Genomic DNA, 18,105 nt, shown 5'->3' with positions numbered 1-18,105 from the left:
GTACGGAGGCGGCGGCCGCCGTCCGTTCCTCAGTGCTGTTCGCCCACCAGCGTGTCCAGCAGTCCTCCGAGCACCGCGCGCTGCTCGTCCGTCAGCGGCGCGAGGATCTCCTCCGCGGCGGCCTTGCGTACGTCGTGCAGCTCGCGCAGGGTCTTGCCGCCGTCCTCGGTCAGCTCGATGCGGATCACCCGGCGGTTGGTCGGATCCGGCACGCGCCGCACCTTGCCGCCGGCCTCCAGCGCGTCGACGAGTGTGGTCACGGCCCGCGGGACCACCTCCAGCCGCTCGGCCAGGTCGGCCATGCGCGGCGGCGTGTCGCAGTGCGCGAGGGTGCGCAGCAGCCGGGACTGCGCGGGTGTGACACCGAGACCGCGCTGTCCCAGATGGCGCTTCTGGATGCGGAACACCCGGCGCGTCAGCCTGAGCAACTGCTCGGCGAGCAGACCGTCGGAATCTGGCGTGGTCATGCGGGAACAATATCAGGACACAGTTCATTGTGAGTATAGGTAACAATGAGCTAGGCTCCGTTCGTCCTCATCACCTCACCCTCCCGTAGGAGACCATGCCCCGCGACCACATCGACTGGACCCCCATGCCCGGCACCTCGACCGACCAGCCCCGGCAGGTGCGCCGCATCCTCCGGCTCTTCAAGCCCTACCGTGCCAGGCTCGCCGTCGTCGGCCTGCTGGTCGGCGCCTCCTCCCTGGTCACCGTCGCCACCCCGTTCCTGCTGAAGGAAACGCTGGACGTGGCCATCCCCCAGGGCCGCACCGGACTGCTCAGCCTGCTGGCGCTGGGCATGATCCTGAGCGCCGTCCTCACCGGCGTCTTCGGCGTCGCCCAGACCCTCATCTCCACCACGGTCGGCCAGCGCGTCATGCACGACCTGCGCACCGCGGTCTACGGCCGCCTCCAGCGCATGTCGCTCGCCTTCTTCACCCGCACCCGCACCGGCGAGGTGCAGTCCCGCATCGCCAACGACATCGGCGGCATGCAGGCGACCGTCACCTCGACGGCCACCTCCCTGGTCTCCAACCTGACCAGTGTCGTCGCCACGATCGTGGCGATGATCGCCCTCGACTGGCGCCTGACCGTCGTCTCGCTGCTGCTGCTCCCGGTGTTCGTGTGGATCAGCCGCCGGGTCGGCAACGAACGCAAGAAGATCACCACCCAGCGCCAGAAGCAGATGGCCGCGATGGCCGCGACCGTCACCGAGTCGCTCTCCGTCAGCGGCATCCTGCTCGGCCGCACCATGGGCCGCTCGGACTCGCTGACCCGGTCCTTCGCCGACGAGTCCGAGAGCCTGGTCGACCTCGAAGTGCGGTCGAACATGGCGGGCCGCTGGCGCATGGCCGTGATCGGGATCGTCATGTCCGCGATGCCCGCCTTCATCTACTGGACCGCGGGCATCGCCCTCCAGACCGGCGGCCCGGACATCTCCATCGGCACCATCGTCGCGTTCGTCTCGCTCCAGCAGGGCCTGTTCCGCCCGGCCGTGAGCCTGCTGTCGACCGGCGTCCAGATCCAGACCTCGCTAGCGCTCTTCCAGCGCATCTTCGAGTACCTCGACCTGCCGATCGACATCACCGAGCGCGAGGACCCGGTCCACCTCGACCGCGTCAAGGGCGAGGTCCGCCTGGAGAACGTCGAGTTCCGCTACGACAGCGACGAACAGCGCAGTCCGGTCCTCGACGGCATCGACATCGACGTGCCCGCGGGCAGCAGTCTCGCGGTGGTCGGGCCGACCGGCGCCGGCAAGTCCACCCTCGGCTATCTCGTCCCGCGGCTCTACGACGTGACGGGCGGCCGGGTCACCCTCGACGGGGTCGACGTCCGCGACCTGGACTTCGACACCCTCGCGCGGGCCATCGGGGTCGTCTCGCAGGAGACGTACCTCTTCCACGCCTCGGTCGCCGACAACCTGCGCTTCGCGAAGCCGGACGCGACCGACGAGGAGATCGAGCAGGCGGCACGCGCCGCGCAGATCCACGACCACATCGCCTCCCTGCCCGACGGCTACGAGACGGTCGTGGGTGAACGCGGTCATCGCTTCTCCGGAGGCGAGAAGCAGCGCCTCGCCATCGCGCGGACCATTCTGCGGGACCCGCCCGTCCTCATCCTGGACGAGGCGACCAGCGCCCTGGACACCCGCACCGAGCACGCCGTGCAGGAGGCCATCGACGCGCTCTCCGCCAACCGCACCACGCTCACCATCGCGCACCGGCTGTCCACCATCCGGAGTGCCGACCAGATCGTGGTCCTCGACTCCGGCCGGGTGGCCGAGCGCGGCACGCACGAGGAGCTCCTGGCGCAGGACGGGCGGTACGCGGCGCTCGTACGCCGAGATGCCCAACTGGAACCGACAAACTGAAAATATGCCGGGTTTGAGGTGATATGCGGGTTACCGTGCCCGCATGTACCAGAACACTCCGCCACGGAGCTCGATCCGACTGACGCGCCGGGGGCGTCTCGTCCTCATCGCGACCGGGGCCGTCGTGGCCGGCACCGCCGTGGCGGTGCCGCTGCTGACCCTTGAGAGCGGCGAAGCCACGAAGGAGCAGCCCACCACCCTGCTCATCCCGGAGGGCTGGCGGGCCGGACAGGTCTACGACGCCGTCGACAAGGCTCTCGCCCAGCCCCCGGGGACCGCCAAGAGGGCGCTGGCCAAGGCGCACCTCAAGCTGCCGAACGACGCGGAGGGCAACCCGGAGGGCTACCTCTTCCCGGCGACGTACCCGCTGGAGCGCAACGGCAGGAAGACGACGCCCGAGGCGCTGCTCTCCTTCATGGTCGACACCGCGAACAAGAAGTTCAACGGCGCCCCGATCGCGGCCGGCGCCCAGCGCAACGCGATGAACGTCTACCAGGCCGTCACCATCGCGAGCATCGTCCAGGCCGAGGCGGCGACCAAGGCCGACATGGCGAAGGTCGCCCGGGTCATCTTCAACCGGCTGGAGCGCGGAATGCCGCTCCAGATGGACTCCACGATCAACTACGCCCTGAACCGCTCCACGTTGAAGACGACCAGCGCCGACCTGCGGATCGACAGCCCCTACAACTCGTACCAGCGCATGGGCCTGCCACCGACCCCGATCGACAACCCCGGCGAGGACGCGATGCGCGCCGCGATCACCCCGGCGACGGGCAACTGGCTGTACTTCGTGACGGTGAAGCCGGGCGACACCCGCTTCACCGACGACTACGAGCAACACCGGCGCAACGTGGCCGAGTTCAACAAGAATCAGAAGAACTCGGCCAAGACCGGCTGAACCTGACGGAACGTCAGGCGGCGACCGGCTCGTCGGCCAGCAGTCGCCTGATGTCCCGTACGGCGGCGCGGCCCGCGCGGTTGGCGCCGATGGTGCTCGCCGACGGGCCGTAGCCGACGAGATGGATCCGGGGATCGGCGACCGCGCGGGTGCCCTCGACCCGGATGCCACCGCCCGGCTCGCGCAGCCTCAGCGGGGCCAGGTGGTCGATGGCGGCCCGGAAGCCGGTCGCCCACAGGATGACGTCGGCGTCGACGCGCCGCCCGTCGTCCCACTCCACGCCATCCGGAGTGATCCGGTCGAACATGGGCTGCCGGTCCAGGACGCCGTCCGCGAGGGCCTGCCGCACCGCGTCGTTGAGCGGGAGCCCGGTCACCGACACCACGCTCCTCGGCGGCAGCCCCTGCCGCACCCGCTCCTCCACGAGCGCCACCGCCTCCCGGCCGACGTCCTCGGTGAAGGGGCCCTCGCGGAACACCGGCTCCCGCCGGGTCACCCACGTGGTCGCCGCCGCGAACGGGGCGAGCTCCATGAGGTGCTGGGTGCCGGACGCGCCCCCGCCCACCACGACCACCCGCAGCCCGGCGAACGCCTCGGGGCCCGGGTACTGCGCGGTGTGCAACTGCCGCCCACGGAAGGTCTCCTGGCCCGGATAGCGCGGCCAGAACGGCCGGTCCCAGGTGCCGGTCGCGTTGATCAGCGCCCGCGTCGACCACGTGCCGTCCGAGGTCTCGACCAGCAGCCTCCCGTCGACGCCCTCGCGCACGGAGCGGACGTCGACGGGGCGGCGTACCCGAAGGTCGAAGGCGCGCTCGTACGCGGCGAAGTACTCGGCGATCACCTGCGACGACGGCCGCTGAGGGTCGGCGTCCGTGAGTTCCATGCCCGGCAGCGCGTGCATGCCGTGCACCTTGCCGTACGTCAGCGACGGCCACCGGAACTGCCAGGCGCCGCCGGGCGCGGGGGAGTGGTCCAGCACCACGAAGTCGCGCTCCGGCTCGAAACCCGTGCGGCGCAGGTGATAGGCGCTGGACAGACCCGCCTGACCAGCACCTATGACGACGACTTCGACCTCGCGCGTGTTGTTCACGCTTCTACCAACGGCTGCGGGGTGCGGGATCTTCCCACCCCGCCCGGCTCACCGTCCGCCGGCCACCAGGATCGGCGCCCCGGTCCGCGCACCCCCTTCGACCAGCCCACGAGAGGCCAGCTCGGGGATCACGCCCTCGCCGAACCAGTACGCCTCCTCCAGATGCGGATATCCGGAGAGCACGAAGTGCTCGACGCCCAGCGCGTGGTACTCCTCGATGAGATCGGCGACCTCTGCGTGGCTGCCGACCAGCGCGGTGCCGGCCCCGCCCCGGACCAGCCCGACGCCGGCCCACAGGTTCGGGTGGATCTCCAACTCGGCGCGGGAACCCCCGTGCAGGGCCAGCATCCGCTGCTGCCCCACCGACTCGCTGCGCCCCAGCGCCGTCTGCGCCGCCGCGATCGTGTCGGCGTCGAGATCGTCGAGCAGCCGGTTCGCGGTCGCCCAGGCCTCGGCCGAGGAGTCCCGCGAGATCGTGTGCAGCCGGATCCCGAAACGGACCTCCCGGCCCTCCCGCGCGGCCAGCGAGCGGATCCAGTCGATCTTTTCCTTGACCTGAGCGGGCGGCTCGCCCCAGGTCAGATACACATCCGCGTGCCGCGCCGCGACCGGCCCGGCCGCCGGGGAGGAGCCGCCGAAGAACACCTGCGGCAACGGGTCCGGCGGCAGCGCGGTCAGCCCGCCCTCCACCTGGTAGTGGGCGCCCTCGAAGTCGTACGGCTGTCCCCGCCAGACCCCTCTGACCACCGAGAGGAACTCGTCCGTACGGGCGTAGCGCCGGTCGTGGTCGAGCCGGTCCCCGAAACGCCGCTGCTCGGCCGAGTCGCCCCCGGTGACGACGTTGAGCAACAGCCGTCCCCGGGTGAGGCGTTGATAGGTCGACGCCATCTGCGCGGCGAGCGTCGGGGAGATCAGCCCCGGCCGGAACGCCACCAGGAACTTCAGCCGTTGGGTGTGCTGGGCGAGGGCCATGGTGGTGAGCCAGGCGTCCTCGCACCAGGTGCCGGTCGGGGTGAGCACCGCCTCGAAGCCCAGGTGGTCGGCGGCCTTGGCGATCTGCGCGAGGTACTCCAGGTCCGGCGGGCGGACCCCGGGCACCGGTCCGGCCTGGTTCGCGCCGGTGTGGTTGGAGCCGTAGGCGTGCCGGTCCACGAGGGTGCGCCCGTCACCGCCGGTGGGCAGGAACCAGTGCAGTCGTACGGTCATGTCAGTCCGTCTCCGAGGGGCGCGGCGCGGTGGGCGACGCCGGGAGACCGCCGTTGAACCGCGTGTCCGTGAAGTCACCGAAGTCGACCTTGCGCGGGATCAGCTTCAAAGCGGTGAAGGTGTCGGCGATCTCCTGCTCCGAGGCGATCAGCTGCGGGTCGACCGCGACGGCGACCCGGGTGGTGTAGGTCCGCTTCACGGCGGCCAGCGCCACCTCCTCGGGCAGCCCCGTCTCCTTCGCCCAGACCTTCGCCCACTCCGGCTCGTGGGAGTAGACCCACTTATAGGCGCGTCGCAGCCGCTCCAGGTAGTCCTTGACGGCGGCGACCTTCTTCGGGTCCTTCAGCGCGCTCGGCGAAGCCACCTGGAAGGTCAGGCCGTTGGTGATCCCGTCACCGGTGGTCAGCACCCGCCCCTGCTTTCCTTGCAGGATCTGCGAGGTGTACGGGTCCCACACCGCCCACGCGTCGACCTTGCCGGAGGTGAACGCGGCCAGCGCGTCGGCCGGCTGGAGATACTTGACCTTCACGTCGCTCAGGCTGAGCCTGGCCTCCTTCAGCGAGGCGACCAACTGGTAGTTGGCGGAGGACCCCTGGGCCACGGCCACCGATTTGCCCTTGAGCTGTGCGGGGTCGGTCAGCTTCGAGTCGTTCGGTACGAGGATGGCGTCGCCCTTGGAGGTGCCGTGCCAGGCCGCCACCACCGTGATCTTCGAGTCGGCGCCGGCCGCGAAGACCGGCGGGGTGTTGCCGACCCCGCCGATGTCGACGGCCTTGGCGTTGACGGCCTCCAGGAGCGGCGGGCCGGAGGTGAAGGTCGACCACTTGATCTTGTAGTCGAGGTTCTCGAGCTCCCCGGCGGCGCGCAGGATGGCCTCCGAACCGCCCTTCTGGTCACCGACGTTGAGCGTGAGCGAGCCCTTGCCGTCGGTGTCGGAACCCGTCCCGGCGGTGGCGTCGCCGCCGCAGGCGGTGAGCAGGAGGGCGAAGGGGAGGAGCAGTGCGGCGGGGACGAGGCGACGTCGCATGGGAGTCCGTTCTGTGCAACTTGACTGTGGGTGGGGGGAGTTCAGGCGGCTTCGGCGGCGGTGTCGACGCCGAGCCGCTCCAGGAGCTGACCGCGCAGCTCCGCGAACCGGGGGTCGGTGATGTCCCGCGGTCGGTCGAGGTCGATCCGCTGCTCGTGCGCGATGACGCCCTCGTCCATCACGAGGACCCGGTCGGCGAGCAGGACGGCCTCCTCGACGTCGTGCGTCACCAGTAGCACCGCGCAGCCGCGGCGCTGCCACAACTCGCCCACCAGGCGCTGGGCCTTGATCCGGGTGAGGGCGTCGAGCGCGCCGAACGGCTCGTCCAGCAGCAGGAGATCGGGCTCACGCACCAACGCCCGTGCCAGGGAGGCGCGTTGGGCCTCGCCGCCGGAGAGGGTCTTGGGCCAGGCGTCACTGCGGGAGCTGAGGCCGACCTCCTCCAGGGCCTGGTCGGCGACGGCGCGGGCGGGCTTGCCGGGCAGGCCCAGCAGGACGTTGCGCCACACCTTCTTCCACGGCATCAGCCGGGGCGCCTGGAAGGCGACCGCCTTGCGGCGCGGGACCAGGACGGTGCCCTCGATGTCCCGGTCGAGCCCGGCAAGGATGCGCAGCAGGGTGGACTTCCCGCAGCCGCTGCGGCCGAGGAGAGCGACGAACTCGCCCGGCTGGACGTCCAGTCGGAGGTCGTCGATGACGGCGCGGCCGTCGAAGGAACGGGTCAGTCCCTCGACCCGGACGGCCGGCAGGGGGCGGGGCGCGGAGGTGGGGTCGGACGCCTCGGCACCGCTGGTGGCTTCGGTGGTCCCGGAAGCCGCCGACGCCTCGGACGCCTGGGGGATCACCGGCCGGTGAACGTCGGTCGCCATTGCAGCAGCAGCCTTTCGAGGGAGCGGACGATGAAGTCGGCCAGCAGGCTGAGGAAGGCGTAGACGATCAGGCAGACCACGATGACGTCGGTGCGCAGGAAGTCCCGCGCCTGCACCATCAGGAAGCCGATGCCGGAGTCCGCGTTGACCTGCTCGGTGAAGACGAGTGCGAGCCAGGCGATGCCGAGCGAGTAGCGCAGCCCCGTCATCGCGCCGGGCAGCGCGCCCGGCAGGATGACGTGCCGGACGAGTCCCCAGCGGGAGAGTCCGAGGGACTCCCCGGCCTCGATCAGCTGGGAGTCCACGCCCCGGATGCCGGCGTAGACGTTGAGGTAGAGCGGGAAGGTCACGCCCAGCGTGATGATGGCGACCTTGGGTGCCTCGCCGATGCCGAACCAGATGATGAACAGCGGGATCAGACCGACGAACGGCACGGTCCGCAGCATCTGCACCGGCGCGTCCACGATGTCCTCGCCGATCCTGAACAGGCCCGAGACGAGGGCGAGTCCGGTGCCGATGAGGGTGCCGAGGAGCAGTCCGGCCGCGACCCGCTGGAGCGAGGTGGTCATCGCGGAGGCCAGCGAGCCGTCGGCGATCAGATCTCCCGCGACCTGGGCGATCCGGCCGGGCGAGGCGAGGACGTCGGCGGTCAGCACGCCGGTGGCGCTCAGGAGTTGCCACAGTGCCAGCAGCAGGACGGGACCGGTGGTGCGGCGCAGCCAGCGGGGGACGCGGGTGCGGCGGGAGGAGGCGGGGACGATGGGTTCGAGAGCGGGGGTGGGGCTGGTGGGTTCGACAGCACCCTGTGGGGACGTTTCCGGAATGTCGGGCGCGGGAGAGCCGGGCGGGGCATGGCTGATGCTCATGATGCTCCACGGAGGGGGGAGAGCGACCGATGAAGGGCACGCCTCGACGCCACCGGGGGCGGCACGGATCAGTGCATGCGCCGGTCAGCGGAGCGAGGGTGGGGAAAAGGGGAGCGTCAGCGGCCGCGGCGACACGCGGCGGAGGCCACCCGCAGCAGGTCGATGTGACCGCGCGTGGTGAGCAGAACTGAACGCAACATGCGGCCGAAGCTAGCCAGTCGGCGTGTCCACGGTCAATGGCGTCTCGCGGACTGGACCTGTCGTATCGCTGGATGAGTCAGGTGGGACGAGTGAATCCGGCGTGAGGGGTGAGGATGGTGGCATGTCAGACGCTTTCACCACCCGAGTCCTGAACGTGTCCTCCGGTTCGTCGGAGCGGATCGTCGACCTCACCGGCGACTGCGAGGCCTTCCTGCGGGAGGCCGCCGCCGGCCGTGACGGCCTCCTGAACGTCTTCGTCCCGCACGCGACGGCCGGCGTCGCCATCATCGAGACGGGCGCCGGCAGCGACGACGACCTCCTCGCCGCCCTGCACACCCTCCTGCCCGCCGACGACCGCTGGCAGCACCGCCACGGCAGCCCCGGCCACGGCCGCGACCACGTCCTCCCGGCGATCGTGCCCCCACACGCCACGCTGCCGGTGGTGAACGGGCGGCTGGAGCTGGGCACTTGGCAGTCGGTGTGCCTGGTGGACACGAACAAGGACAATCCGCAACGGAAGGTGCGTGTCACCTTTATGGCGGGCTCCTGATTCAGACGACAGGCGGCGGACGTGCCTGATGTGCGGCCACTTCAGTCACGACCTGCGCCTACCGTCATCGGCGGCGGCCGCCGCGGGTGCGGTCCCGTGGCCGCTTACGCGCGGAGCAGCCGCCCGGTGATCTCCCGGTACTCCCGCAGCGCGAACCGGAGTTCAGTGGACTGTCCCTCGGCATCCTGGTCCTGCCAGCCCTCGCGCAGGCCCCGCCTCCGTTCCGTGAGCGCCTTCACCAGCGCGTCGGCCGCCGCGTCGAAGGCGACCTCGGCCTCCTCCAGCGCCTCGCGCGGGGTGTCCGGGAAGTGGTTGACGGCGTGCCCGAGGTGCCGGACGATCTTGTCCCGCTCGTCGGACGGGATCAGCGGTTCGGGACCTTGGGTGCGGCGCGCCGCGAAGCCCGAGGACCGGTCGTCGGGCTGCTGGGCGCGTGTCTGGTCGTACATCGTCGTCTGCACCGTTTCCGTCGCGATGGGGTCACCGTCCGAGGTCGCCCTTCGCCTTCTCGACGGCTGCTCAGGGCCGCCGGAAGCCCGGTCGCCCCTGCTGTTCACGGTCCTGCGCCGTGTGGTCAGTCAACGCCCGGCGATCATCCGTGTCAACGCGGTCCGCCACCGGGCACGCCTCGAACGCGAGGGTGCGCAGCCTCCATGCCGCTCGGCCTCGACGGCGTGCCGGTACAGACCGGCGGGGCCCGCTGGTGTGGGCGAAGCGGCCCCGGGTGTTATTGAATGAGGTTTGCGGTCAGGAATCCCGGGACTCTGTCGCCCGGGTTCTGGTACGGCTCCGACGTGGTGCCGGGGTCTGCGAGCGAGCTGAGAGAGTCGTATGGACTCCACCCCACCCCCCTCGTCTGCGTCACCGTTCGACATGGTCAGCAGCGCATTGGGCCAGTACATGCCAGTCGGCGGAGCGGCAGCGGCCGCCGGTTCCGCCGACCCTCAGGGGGACAACGGCGCCCGCCGAGCCGTATCCGACAACCCGACGCCCGTCGGTCAGGAGCAGATCCTCGGCGCGGTCAATCTGGACCGGGACCTGAGAATCACCCGCTGCAATCTGGGCGCCCCGGTCTTCGCGGGGGTGGAGGCCGCGGTCGGGAGCCCTTTCGTCGATCTCCTGCCTCCCTCGGACGTACCGACGGTCACCCGGCGGCTGCGGCAGGTCCTCGAGACACGTGAGCCACACGTCGCCCGGGTCCAGCGCCTGCGACGCGGCGACGGTTCGGAGCTGGTGGTGTCGATGAGCATCCTGGCCGCCGCGGCGCCTCAGGAGGGGCTGACCGTCTCCCTGATCGCCATGGCCAGGAGGCTGCACCTGTACGCCGCCGAGACAGCGATCGGCACCTCGTTGGACATCGGCGAGACCGCGCAGTCGCTGGCGGAGTCCCTGCTGGCCTGGGGTGACGTGACCGCCGTCGACCTCGACTTCGCCGTGTGGACGGGTGAGGCGGTCACCGATCAGCCGCAGGGGCGCCTCCGGCTGCGGCGGGCGGCCCTGGTGCCGGACCGGGCGTGGCCCGACGGCTATGTGACCCCGGGCGACGATCTTCCCGGCGACGCGAGTCGGCTGCTGTCGCAGGCCATACGGCGTGACGATGCCGCGCAGGCCATCGTCGTACCCGACCGGGAAACGATCGAACGCGTGCTCGGCAGTCCTCGGCTGGTACGTGCCCTGGTGCCCGGCGACCAGGCGGTGGCCGTGGTGTGCATCCCGCTGGTCCTGGACGGTACGCCGCCCGTCGTCCTGGGCGTCGCGGAGGTCTGGCGGCGGGCGGACCGCCCCTTCGCCGACAGCGAGCTGCTCGACCTGCAGGAATTGGTGGCCAGGACCTCCCACCACGTGGACCTGGCCCGTCAGCACCAGCGCGAGCACACACAGGTACTGGCCTTGCAGCGCCGACTGCTGCCACGGTCCGGCGGCGACACCATCCAGACGGCCAGCGTCTACCAGCCCGCCACCCCCGACAGCGCGGGCGTCGGCGGCGACTGGGTGAACAGCTTTCCGCTGCCGGACGGCCGTACCGCGCTGGTGGTCGGAGACGTCGTCGGGCACGGGCTGGGCGCCGCGGCGACCATGGGACAGCTGAGCATGGAGGCCCGCGCGCTGCTGTCAGCGGGGCTTGCGCCCGACGAGGTGCTGGAACACCTGGACGAGACCGTGTCGCTGCTGGACGACGCGGAGACCGGACTGGCGGCCGGTTACAGCGCCCTCGGGTCGACCTGCTGCATCGCCGTGTACGACCCGGTCAGCCACCACGTGGCGGTGGCCAGCGCCGGCCACCTTCCCCCGGTCCTGGTACCCCCGGACGGCCCCGCCGGCCCGGTCGCGCTACGCCCCCACCCCGGCCTGGGCGCCGAGTTCGCGCTGCGGGAGCCGTACGACGTGCACACGTTCAGCGCGCCCCCGGGCTCGCTGCTCGCCCTCTACACCGACGGCCTGGTGGAGGACCCCGCCCTGTCGATCGACGAAGGCATCGACAGGCTGACGGACGCCGTGTCCTCGGTGCACCCGTGGGACGGTCTGGAGCAGGCCGCGCGGCGCGTGGTCTCGGCGGTGGCGCCGGCGCGTCGACGCGATGACGTGACTCTGCTGATCGCCCGCATGATCGGCTACCGCAAGGGGGACGCCGCGACGTGGCGTCTGCCCGCCCGCGGCGACGCGGCCGCCCGGGCCCGCACACTGGTCTCCGAGCTGCTGGGGCAGTGGGACACCAGAGAGCACACCAGGGACAGCGTGCTGCTGGTGGTCGACGAACTGGTCGCCAACGCGGTCCGCTTCGCCGGTGGACCCATCACGGTACGGCTGATCAGGACCGGTCACGGGCTGCTGTGCGAGGTGGGCGACACCGGCAACGGCAGGCCGCGACTGGGCCCGGGCGGGCTCCTCGACGACGCCGGCCGTGGCCTGCACGTGGTGCATGGGCTCACCACCCGGTGGGGGGTGCGGTGGACGGACACCGGGAAGGTGGTGTGGGCTTCGGTCGAGCGGTGACGGGGTGTCGGCCGGGTGGTGACGGGGTTTCGGCTGGCGGTGATGAGGCGTCAGCGGGCTGGTGGCGAGGCTCCGGCCGGGTGGTGGCATTGCTTCGGCCGGGTGGTGACGGGGCGTCGGCCGGGCGGCGCGGGAGCTGTTCGTCGGGCGGCGGCACCGGCGTCACGAGGGGCGCGAGTCAGCCCTACAGCCACTCCCCTTCCAGCGCGGTGGCGGTGAGGCCCGGGGCAGCCGCGTACAGGACGGCACGGCTGCCCGGCTTCTGCCCGGCGTCGTATGCCCTCCGCATGATGTCGAACACGGCGGCGCCTCCGCGGTTGCCGCTGGTGTAGCTGTCCCGGCTGTAGCGCAGGAGCCCCGACGGCCACCCGTCGGGCATGGTCTGCTCCATGTACTCCAGCACACGCGTCCCGCCGGGATGGGCGAGCAGAACGTCGGGGTGCCAGGAGCCGGGGGCATCCTGGTATCGCAGGCGCAACCACTCCCACATCGCGGTCACCGTCTCCTGCACGGCGCGCGGCCCGCGCCGGTCCATCACGAAGTGCGTGCCGTCCTCCCGTGTCTCCAGGCGGTGCAGGTCCTGGGTGCCGGGCAGAGTGTGGTGCCAGGCGGTGTCCAGCCGTAGCGTCGACTCGGGCCTCGGGCGGCCCGTGACCACCGCGGCGACCGCGGTGTCCGCGAACAGCAACCGGACGATCAGGGATTCCAGAGTGTCGTCCGCGGGCTGGTAGGTCGTGCTCAGTGCCTCCGCGATCACGACCAGGACCACCCGGTCGGGGTCCGCGGCCACGAGATCCGCCGCCAGCGCCAGGGAGCGGGTCCCGGCTATGCACGCCCATTGCGTGGCCGGCTGCAGCAGCACGTCGCGCCGGAGCGGGAGTCTGTTGGCGAGGGAGACGTCCAGCCCTGGCAGCGCCGGGGTGGTGGAGTGACTGGTGATCAGACAGTCGACGTCCGCGGCGTCCAGTCCGGCGATCTGCAGGGCCCCGCGCGCCGCACGCTCACCGTAGGACTGCACTGCCGACCAGGCCGGCGCGGTGCGCTCCTGGACGGTCTGCGGCGCGGGTATCGCGTCAAGGGCGGCGATCACGCGATCCACGTCCTGTTCGGTGAACCCGTCACCGGCCAGGGCCTCTCGGGCCGGCCCGATGCCGGCGGCCGGCAGACCGCTTCCGCTGCCGGGCGCGACGGCGGCCTCCAACGGCAGCATCCAGCCACGGGTTTCGATGCCCGTACTGGCCGCGATGCCGTCGATCCGCGGCGCCCACGCCGCGTTCGGGTGCCGACCGTGCACTTCGTCCACGATCTGGCTGGTCCGCACGGCGTGCTTGCCGTGTATCACGGCAGGCGGGCACAGGTAAGCGGCCATGATTGGCGCCTTTCTACAGGGAACGAGGTTGTTTGCCACGAGCGCTGTGTCATGGACCACTTGGAGGAGATTCATCCAATTCCACGACAGTGCGCACCGGTTCAGGACTCGGCGTCCGTTTCAAGCATGGATGCAATCGGGGCGTTTACGCTGTGATCTGGGCAACTCAGGAGGTTCTGCGATGCGTGACACGCCGCACACTGCTGCCGCTGAGGGGGCGCGGTTCCGCGCCTGCCTGCACTCGAGGAGCGGGGCGAGAAGTACGTCCAACTCATGGGACGGGGAAGGGCCCCCGCAGCGGTCGCGGTCCCGACCGGACCCGCAGAGACCGCAAGTGGGCTGCATTCTTTGGATATACCGGGACGTTCCGGCGCCGCCGTCGGGGGTTTCGACAGCGAGGCTGCTACCCGCGCCTGCGGTGTTGGTCCCTGCGACTGGTCCTGGGCTGAGCCGGGGCACACCTCTCCGAGGTCACCCGTAATGTGCGAAGCTGGTTTTCCGATCACGAGGACGGTGCTTCTCCCTGTCACGGCGTCAGCCGGGCGCACCCCCGTGGTGACGTCCTGCCGTCGGAGCCGTTTCCAACCTGGGTCCGGTGAGTGCAGATGAGTCCGAGTTCCGCCGATGACGGCGATCCCGCGCCGACCGGCGTCAGCAACGGGCCCGCCGTCTCCCGTCAGGAGTTCGACGCACTCTTCGAGGCGCTGCGCACGTGGGGTCACTGGTCCCCGGCCGACCGCGGTGCCTGGAACCGGGTCACCGCGGACCACGTGCGGCGAGCCGCGGCGGGCGTGCGGACCGGGACGGTCGTGCCGCTGGCACTGCCGTGGAACACCCGGCCCGGCCCCGGCAACCGCAAGCCCGCCCTGCACCACATGACCGACCTCGGTGACGTGGAGGCGCCGGAACCCTCCACCCACAAGGACTTCATCGCCGCCGACTACCACGGCAAGGGCATCACCCATCTCGACGCGCTGTGCCACATCGCCTATCGGGGGCAGCTCTACGACGGCCGCACGGCACACGAGGTCGTCGATGCCGCGGGCGCCCGCTTCGGCGCGGTGTCCTCGCTCGGGTCCCTCGTCACGAGAGGGGTGCTCCTCGACCTGCCCGCCGTCCTCGGTATCCCCTGGCTGGAGCCGGGGCGAGCGGTGCACGCGAGGGACGTCGTCGCGGCGGAGAAGGCGCTCGATGTGACGATCGGCGAGGGCGACGCCGTACTGCTGCGCTCCGGACACGTCCGGCGCCGCGAGGAACTCGGTGCCTGGGACCCCGACACGGCCAGCGCGGGCTTTCATGTGGACGCCCTGCCGCTGCTGGCCGAGCGCGGCATCGCGCTGCTGGGGGGAGACGGCGACAGTGACGTACGGCCCTCACCCGTGGACGGCGTGCACTCGCCGGTCCACGCCCTGGCCGTGGCCGCGATGGGGACGCCACTGCTGGACAACCTCGACCTGGAAGCGCTGTCCGCCGCGATCGCGACGGCGGGGCGCTACGACTTCATGCTCGTCGTGGCGCCGCTGAACATCCCGGGCGGGACGGGCTCGCCCGTCAGCCCGGTCGCGGTCCTGTGACCTCCATCCGGTCCGGTCACCGTGTGTGAGGGGCTTTGTAAACGGTGACTCGCGCCTTCGATGCCCGTATCCTCGTCCATATCGGAAATGTCGGAAGGGGCGCTCGCAAGGGTTGACTGTCACAGGCGCGAGTGAGGCGGAGCGTGGTACGGGCCGGCGAAGATCCCATACCGGCGGGGCGTGTGCCAGGCGGCACGGGGCCCGTCAGTTTCCGTGAGCGGTTCCTGCAGGGGGAGCCGGTCGAGGCAGGCGTGCGCCCGTCGATCCTGAACTCCTGGCGGCGCTGCCGGACCCTGGGGCTGTCGCCGGACCAGTCCGACCTTCCCTTCCGGGAGGACTTCGAACCGGACGGACGGATCGTCCGGGCGGCCGTTCCGGTGCTCGACCGGTTGCAGGCCATGTTCGCCGGCAGCGCGATGAACATCTCCGTCGCCGATGCGAGCGGGACGGTTCTCCTGCGCCGTTTCGGAGAAGCGTCGCTGGCCAGGGTTCTCCCGGCCATCCAGACGGTCCCCGGGTTCGTGTTCGCCGAGACGGTCGCGGGTACCAACGGCATCGGGCTCGCCCTGGCCGAACGCCAGCCCATCCGCGTCTACGGTGCCGAGCACTTCGCCGAGCGCTCCCAGGGCAGTGCCTGCCGCGCCCTTCCCGTCCGCGACCCGCTCAGCGGCCGTATCGAGGGCGTCCTGTGCTTCGGCTATCCGCGCAGCGCCGAGGACCCGGCGCTGGACACCGTGATACGCAAGGCGGCCGAGACCATCGAGCGCCGGCTGCTGGGGCAGAGTTCCTCGCGTGAGCGCGCTCTCCTGCAGGCCTACCTGGACAGCGGAGCCGAGGCCGACGCAGGTCTTGTGCACCGCACAGGGGTGCCGGAACTGGCCGTGGAGATGAGACCCCGCGACCGGGCGATCCTCATGGAGAAGGCCGCCGAGCTGATCGCGTACGCACAGCGGGCCCGCGTCGACGTGCCCCTGTCCGACGGCCGTCGGGTCACGCTCGTGAGCCGGCCGATGACGAGTGCCTCCGGAGTGCAGGGCTTCGCCGTCGAGGCCGTCGTGCCCGGTCCCTCACCGCACGAGCCCCTGGCCCTCCCGCGCCAGGCCCACGCATCGCTGGGCCTCCCCGCCGAGCTTGCCGGCGCCACCTCCCTCACGTTCTCCGGGGCTGTTCTCGACGTGGCCCCCGGGCAGCTTTACGGCATCCCGTCGGCGGAGCATCTTCCCGGCACGGAGCACGGCCCGGTCCCCGCGGGCGTCGATCCCGGCACGGCCGGCGACGGCACGACGGACGAGCACCGCGACTCCCCGCCCCCGGCGAGAGGGCTCATGATGGTGGGGGAGCCGCACGTCGGGACCTACGCCCTGGCCGCGCGCCGCCGCCTGGAATTGCTGTCCGAGGCCGGCGTCCGCATAGGCACCACCCTGGATGTGCGCACCACCGCCAGGGAGCTCGCCGAGGCGGCGGTGCCGCAACTGGCCGACTTCGTCACCGTCGACCTGCCGGAAGCGGTGCTCCGCGGCGAGGAGTCCGCCGATCCCCGCAGTGACCTGCGCCGCACGGTGGTCCACGGCATCCATGACGACTGTCCCTTCCACCCGGTCGGCAAGCAGGTCGACTACGGTCCGGCGATGCCGCAGTCGCGGTGTCTGACGAGCGGCCAGGCGGTGCTCGAACCGGACCTGAAGGCTGCCGCGGGCTGGTTCGCGCAGGACCCCGAGCACTCCGCACAGCTGCTGAGCCACGTCCACTCCCTCATCGCGGTGCCCCTGGTCGCCCGCGGCACCGTCCTGGGCGTGGTCGGCTTCTACCGTGCGCTGGACTCGCCCGCGTTCGGGGACGACGACCGGTCGCTGGCCCGGGAACTGGCCGCGCGTGCCGCACTGTCCATCGACAACGCCCGGCGCTACACGCGCGAACGTGCCATGGTCCTGGCCCTCCAGCGCAGCCTGCTCCCGCACGGTGTGCCGGACCAGGACGCCGTCGAGGTCGCCCATCGCTACCTGCCCGCCGAATCCGACGTGGGAGGGGACTGGTACGACGTCATACCGCTGTCCGGCAGCCGCATCGGGCTCTTCGTCGGCGACGTCGTCGGCCACGGCATGCTCTCCGCCGCCACCATGGGGCGGCTGCGCACGGCCGCCCGCAGCTTCGCCGAACTCGACTTCCCCCCGGAGGAGGTCCTCACCCACCTCGACAAACTCGTGGGACGCCTCGACCGGGAGGACCCCGGCGCCGTGGACGCGGGCATCGTCGGCGCGACCTGTCTCTACGCCATCTACGACCCGACCACCCAGCAGTGCACCATGGCCCGGGCCGCTCATCCCCCGCCCGCTCTGGTCCGCCCGGACGGCACCGTGTGGTTCCCCGACCTGCCTGCCGGACCGCCGCTCGGCCTCGGCGGTCTGCCGTTCGAAGCCGCCGAGCTCGACCTCCCCGAGGACAGCCGGCTGGTCCTCTACACCGACGGCCTCATCGAGGACCGGCACCGCGACGTCGACGTGGTCCTCGATCAGCTGCGCGCCACCCTGGCCGAGGCGCACGGCACGCCCGACGAGACCTGCGAGGCGATCCTCGACACGGTGGCCCCCGCCCACCCCTGCGACGACATCGCCCTGCTCGTCGCGCGCACCCACGCCCTCGACCCCCGGCGGATCGCCACCTGGGACCTGCCCGCCGATCCGGCCCGGGTCGCCGAGGTGCGCGCCTCCGCCACCCGGCAACTGGCGGACTGGGGGCTCGACGAGGCCGCGTTCGCCGCCGAACTGGTGCTCAGCGAGCTGGTCACGAACGCCATCCGCCACGGAGCAGGGCCCATCCGGGTACGGCTGCTCCACGACCGCACCCTGATCTGCGAGGTCTCCGACACCAGCAACACCGCCCCGCATCTGCGCCGAGCGGCCAGCACCGACGAGGGCGGCCGCGGCCTGTTCCTCGTCGCGCAGCTGACGCGGAGCTGGGGCGCGCGCTACACCCAGCAGGGCAAGGTCATCTGGGCCGAATGCGGGCTCGAGGGGGCCTGAGGCGCCTACCCCGGCGATGCGCTGCTCCGCTGGGGTGACAGAGAGCAGTCAGATGACCCAAAATATGCGA

At 71.3% G+C, this 18,105-nt stretch carries 15 protein-coding genes; 6 read left to right on the top strand and 9 right to left on the bottom strand.

The window, feature by feature from the left end:
- Positions 1–29: 29 nt before the first annotated feature.
- A complete protein-coding gene (locus ACFULQ_RS07390; RefSeq protein ID WP_383539415.1) occupies positions 30–467 on the bottom strand; it encodes a MarR family winged helix-turn-helix transcriptional regulator in 438 nt (145 codons plus the stop codon).
- 95 nt (positions 468–562) lie between these two features.
- Here ACFULQ_RS07390 and ACFULQ_RS07385 point away from each other — a divergent pair, with 95 nt between their 5' ends.
- Together ACFULQ_RS07385 and mltG are read left to right on the top strand one after the other, a co-directional pair.
- The gene (locus ACFULQ_RS07385) at positions 563–2,371 is read left to right on the top strand and encodes an ABC transporter ATP-binding protein (RefSeq protein WP_383539412.1); all 1,809 of its coding nucleotides are present in this window, start codon (positions 563–565) and stop codon (positions 2,369–2,371) included.
- 43 nt (positions 2,372–2,414) lie between these two features.
- The gene (gene mltG, locus ACFULQ_RS07380; protein WP_383539410.1) at positions 2,415–3,269 is read left to right on the top strand and encodes an endolytic transglycosylase MltG; all 855 of its coding nucleotides are present in this window, start codon (positions 2,415–2,417) and stop codon (positions 3,267–3,269) included.
- 13 nt (positions 3,270–3,282) lie between these two features.
- On the opposite strand, the gene ACFULQ_RS07375 is transcribed toward mltG, so the two are convergent.
- The 6 genes from ACFULQ_RS07375 to ACFULQ_RS07350 form a co-directional block, all read right to left on the bottom strand.
- Positions 3,283–4,359 (bottom strand): NAD(P)-binding domain-containing protein, encoded by a 1,077-nt coding sequence (locus ACFULQ_RS07375; RefSeq protein ID WP_383539407.1) that lies wholly within the window; start codon positions 4,357–4,359, stop codon positions 3,283–3,285.
- A 48-nt stretch (positions 4,360–4,407) separates the two neighbouring features.
- The gene (locus tag ACFULQ_RS07370) at positions 4,408–5,565 is read right to left on the bottom strand and encodes an LLM class flavin-dependent oxidoreductase (RefSeq protein WP_383539404.1); all 1,158 of its coding nucleotides are present in this window, start codon (positions 5,563–5,565) and stop codon (positions 4,408–4,410) included.
- Between the two features lies 1 nt (position 5,566).
- Positions 5,567–6,592, bottom strand: a complete 1,026-nt coding sequence (locus tag ACFULQ_RS07365; RefSeq protein WP_383539402.1) for an ABC transporter substrate-binding protein — start codon at positions 6,590–6,592, stop codon at positions 5,567–5,569.
- A gap of 41 nt (positions 6,593–6,633) precedes the next feature.
- Positions 6,634–7,461 (bottom strand): ABC transporter ATP-binding protein, encoded by an 828-nt coding sequence (locus tag ACFULQ_RS07360; protein ID WP_383539399.1) that lies wholly within the window; start codon positions 7,459–7,461, stop codon positions 6,634–6,636.
- Positions 7,434–8,327 carry an ABC transporter permease gene (locus tag ACFULQ_RS07355; protein ID WP_383539396.1) on the bottom strand — a complete coding sequence of 298 codons (894 nt, stop codon included), beginning with the start codon at positions 8,325–8,327 and terminating at the stop codon, positions 7,434–7,436. Before ACFULQ_RS07355 ends, ACFULQ_RS07360 begins: the two co-directional genes overlap by 28 nt.
- Positions 8,328–8,443: 116 nt before the next feature.
- A complete protein-coding gene (locus ACFULQ_RS07350) occupies positions 8,444–8,527 on the bottom strand; it encodes a putative leader peptide (RefSeq protein ID WP_352340592.1) in 84 nt (27 codons plus the stop codon).
- 122 nt (positions 8,528–8,649) lie between these two features.
- Between ACFULQ_RS07350 and ACFULQ_RS07345 the strand changes: the two genes are divergently transcribed.
- The gene (locus ACFULQ_RS07345) at positions 8,650–9,078 is read left to right on the top strand and encodes a secondary thiamine-phosphate synthase enzyme YjbQ (protein ID WP_383539394.1); all 429 of its coding nucleotides are present in this window, start codon (positions 8,650–8,652) and stop codon (positions 9,076–9,078) included.
- Between the two features lie 104 nt (positions 9,079–9,182).
- On the opposite strand, the gene ACFULQ_RS07340 is transcribed toward ACFULQ_RS07345, so the two are convergent.
- Positions 9,183–9,527, bottom strand: coding sequence for a hypothetical protein (locus ACFULQ_RS07340; RefSeq protein ID WP_383539391.1), 345 nt, complete (start codon positions 9,525–9,527; stop codon positions 9,183–9,185).
- Between the two features lie 382 nt (positions 9,528–9,909).
- Here ACFULQ_RS07340 and ACFULQ_RS07335 point away from each other — a divergent pair, with 382 nt between their 5' ends.
- Positions 9,910–12,072 (top strand): SpoIIE family protein phosphatase, encoded by a 2,163-nt coding sequence (locus ACFULQ_RS07335; RefSeq protein WP_383539389.1) that lies wholly within the window; start codon positions 9,910–9,912, stop codon positions 12,070–12,072.
- A gap of 184 nt (positions 12,073–12,256) precedes the next feature.
- Here ACFULQ_RS07335 and ACFULQ_RS07330 read toward each other — a convergent pair whose 3' ends face one another.
- Positions 12,257–13,441, bottom strand: a complete 1,185-nt coding sequence (locus ACFULQ_RS07330; protein ID WP_383539386.1) for a type III polyketide synthase — start codon at positions 13,439–13,441, stop codon at positions 12,257–12,259.
- A gap of 605 nt (positions 13,442–14,046) precedes the next feature.
- Here ACFULQ_RS07330 and ACFULQ_RS07325 point away from each other — a divergent pair.
- Together ACFULQ_RS07325 and ACFULQ_RS07320 are read left to right on the top strand one after the other, a co-directional pair.
- Entirely contained in the window at positions 14,047–15,015 is a 969-nt protein-coding gene (locus ACFULQ_RS07325; RefSeq protein WP_383539383.1) for a cyclase family protein, read from the top strand.
- Between the two features lie 143 nt (positions 15,016–15,158).
- A complete protein-coding gene (locus tag ACFULQ_RS07320; RefSeq protein WP_383539380.1) occupies positions 15,159–18,035 on the top strand; it encodes a SpoIIE family protein phosphatase in 2,877 nt (958 codons plus the stop codon).
- Positions 18,036–18,105: the final 70 nt, after the last annotated feature.

The organism is Streptomyces sp. NPDC057253 (assembly GCF_042669125.1).
Lineage (GTDB): Bacteria > Actinomycetota > Actinomycetes > Streptomycetales > Streptomycetaceae > Streptomyces.
Note: the sequence above shows the minus strand (reverse complement) of the source record. Positions and strands in the feature narration are given on the sequence as shown.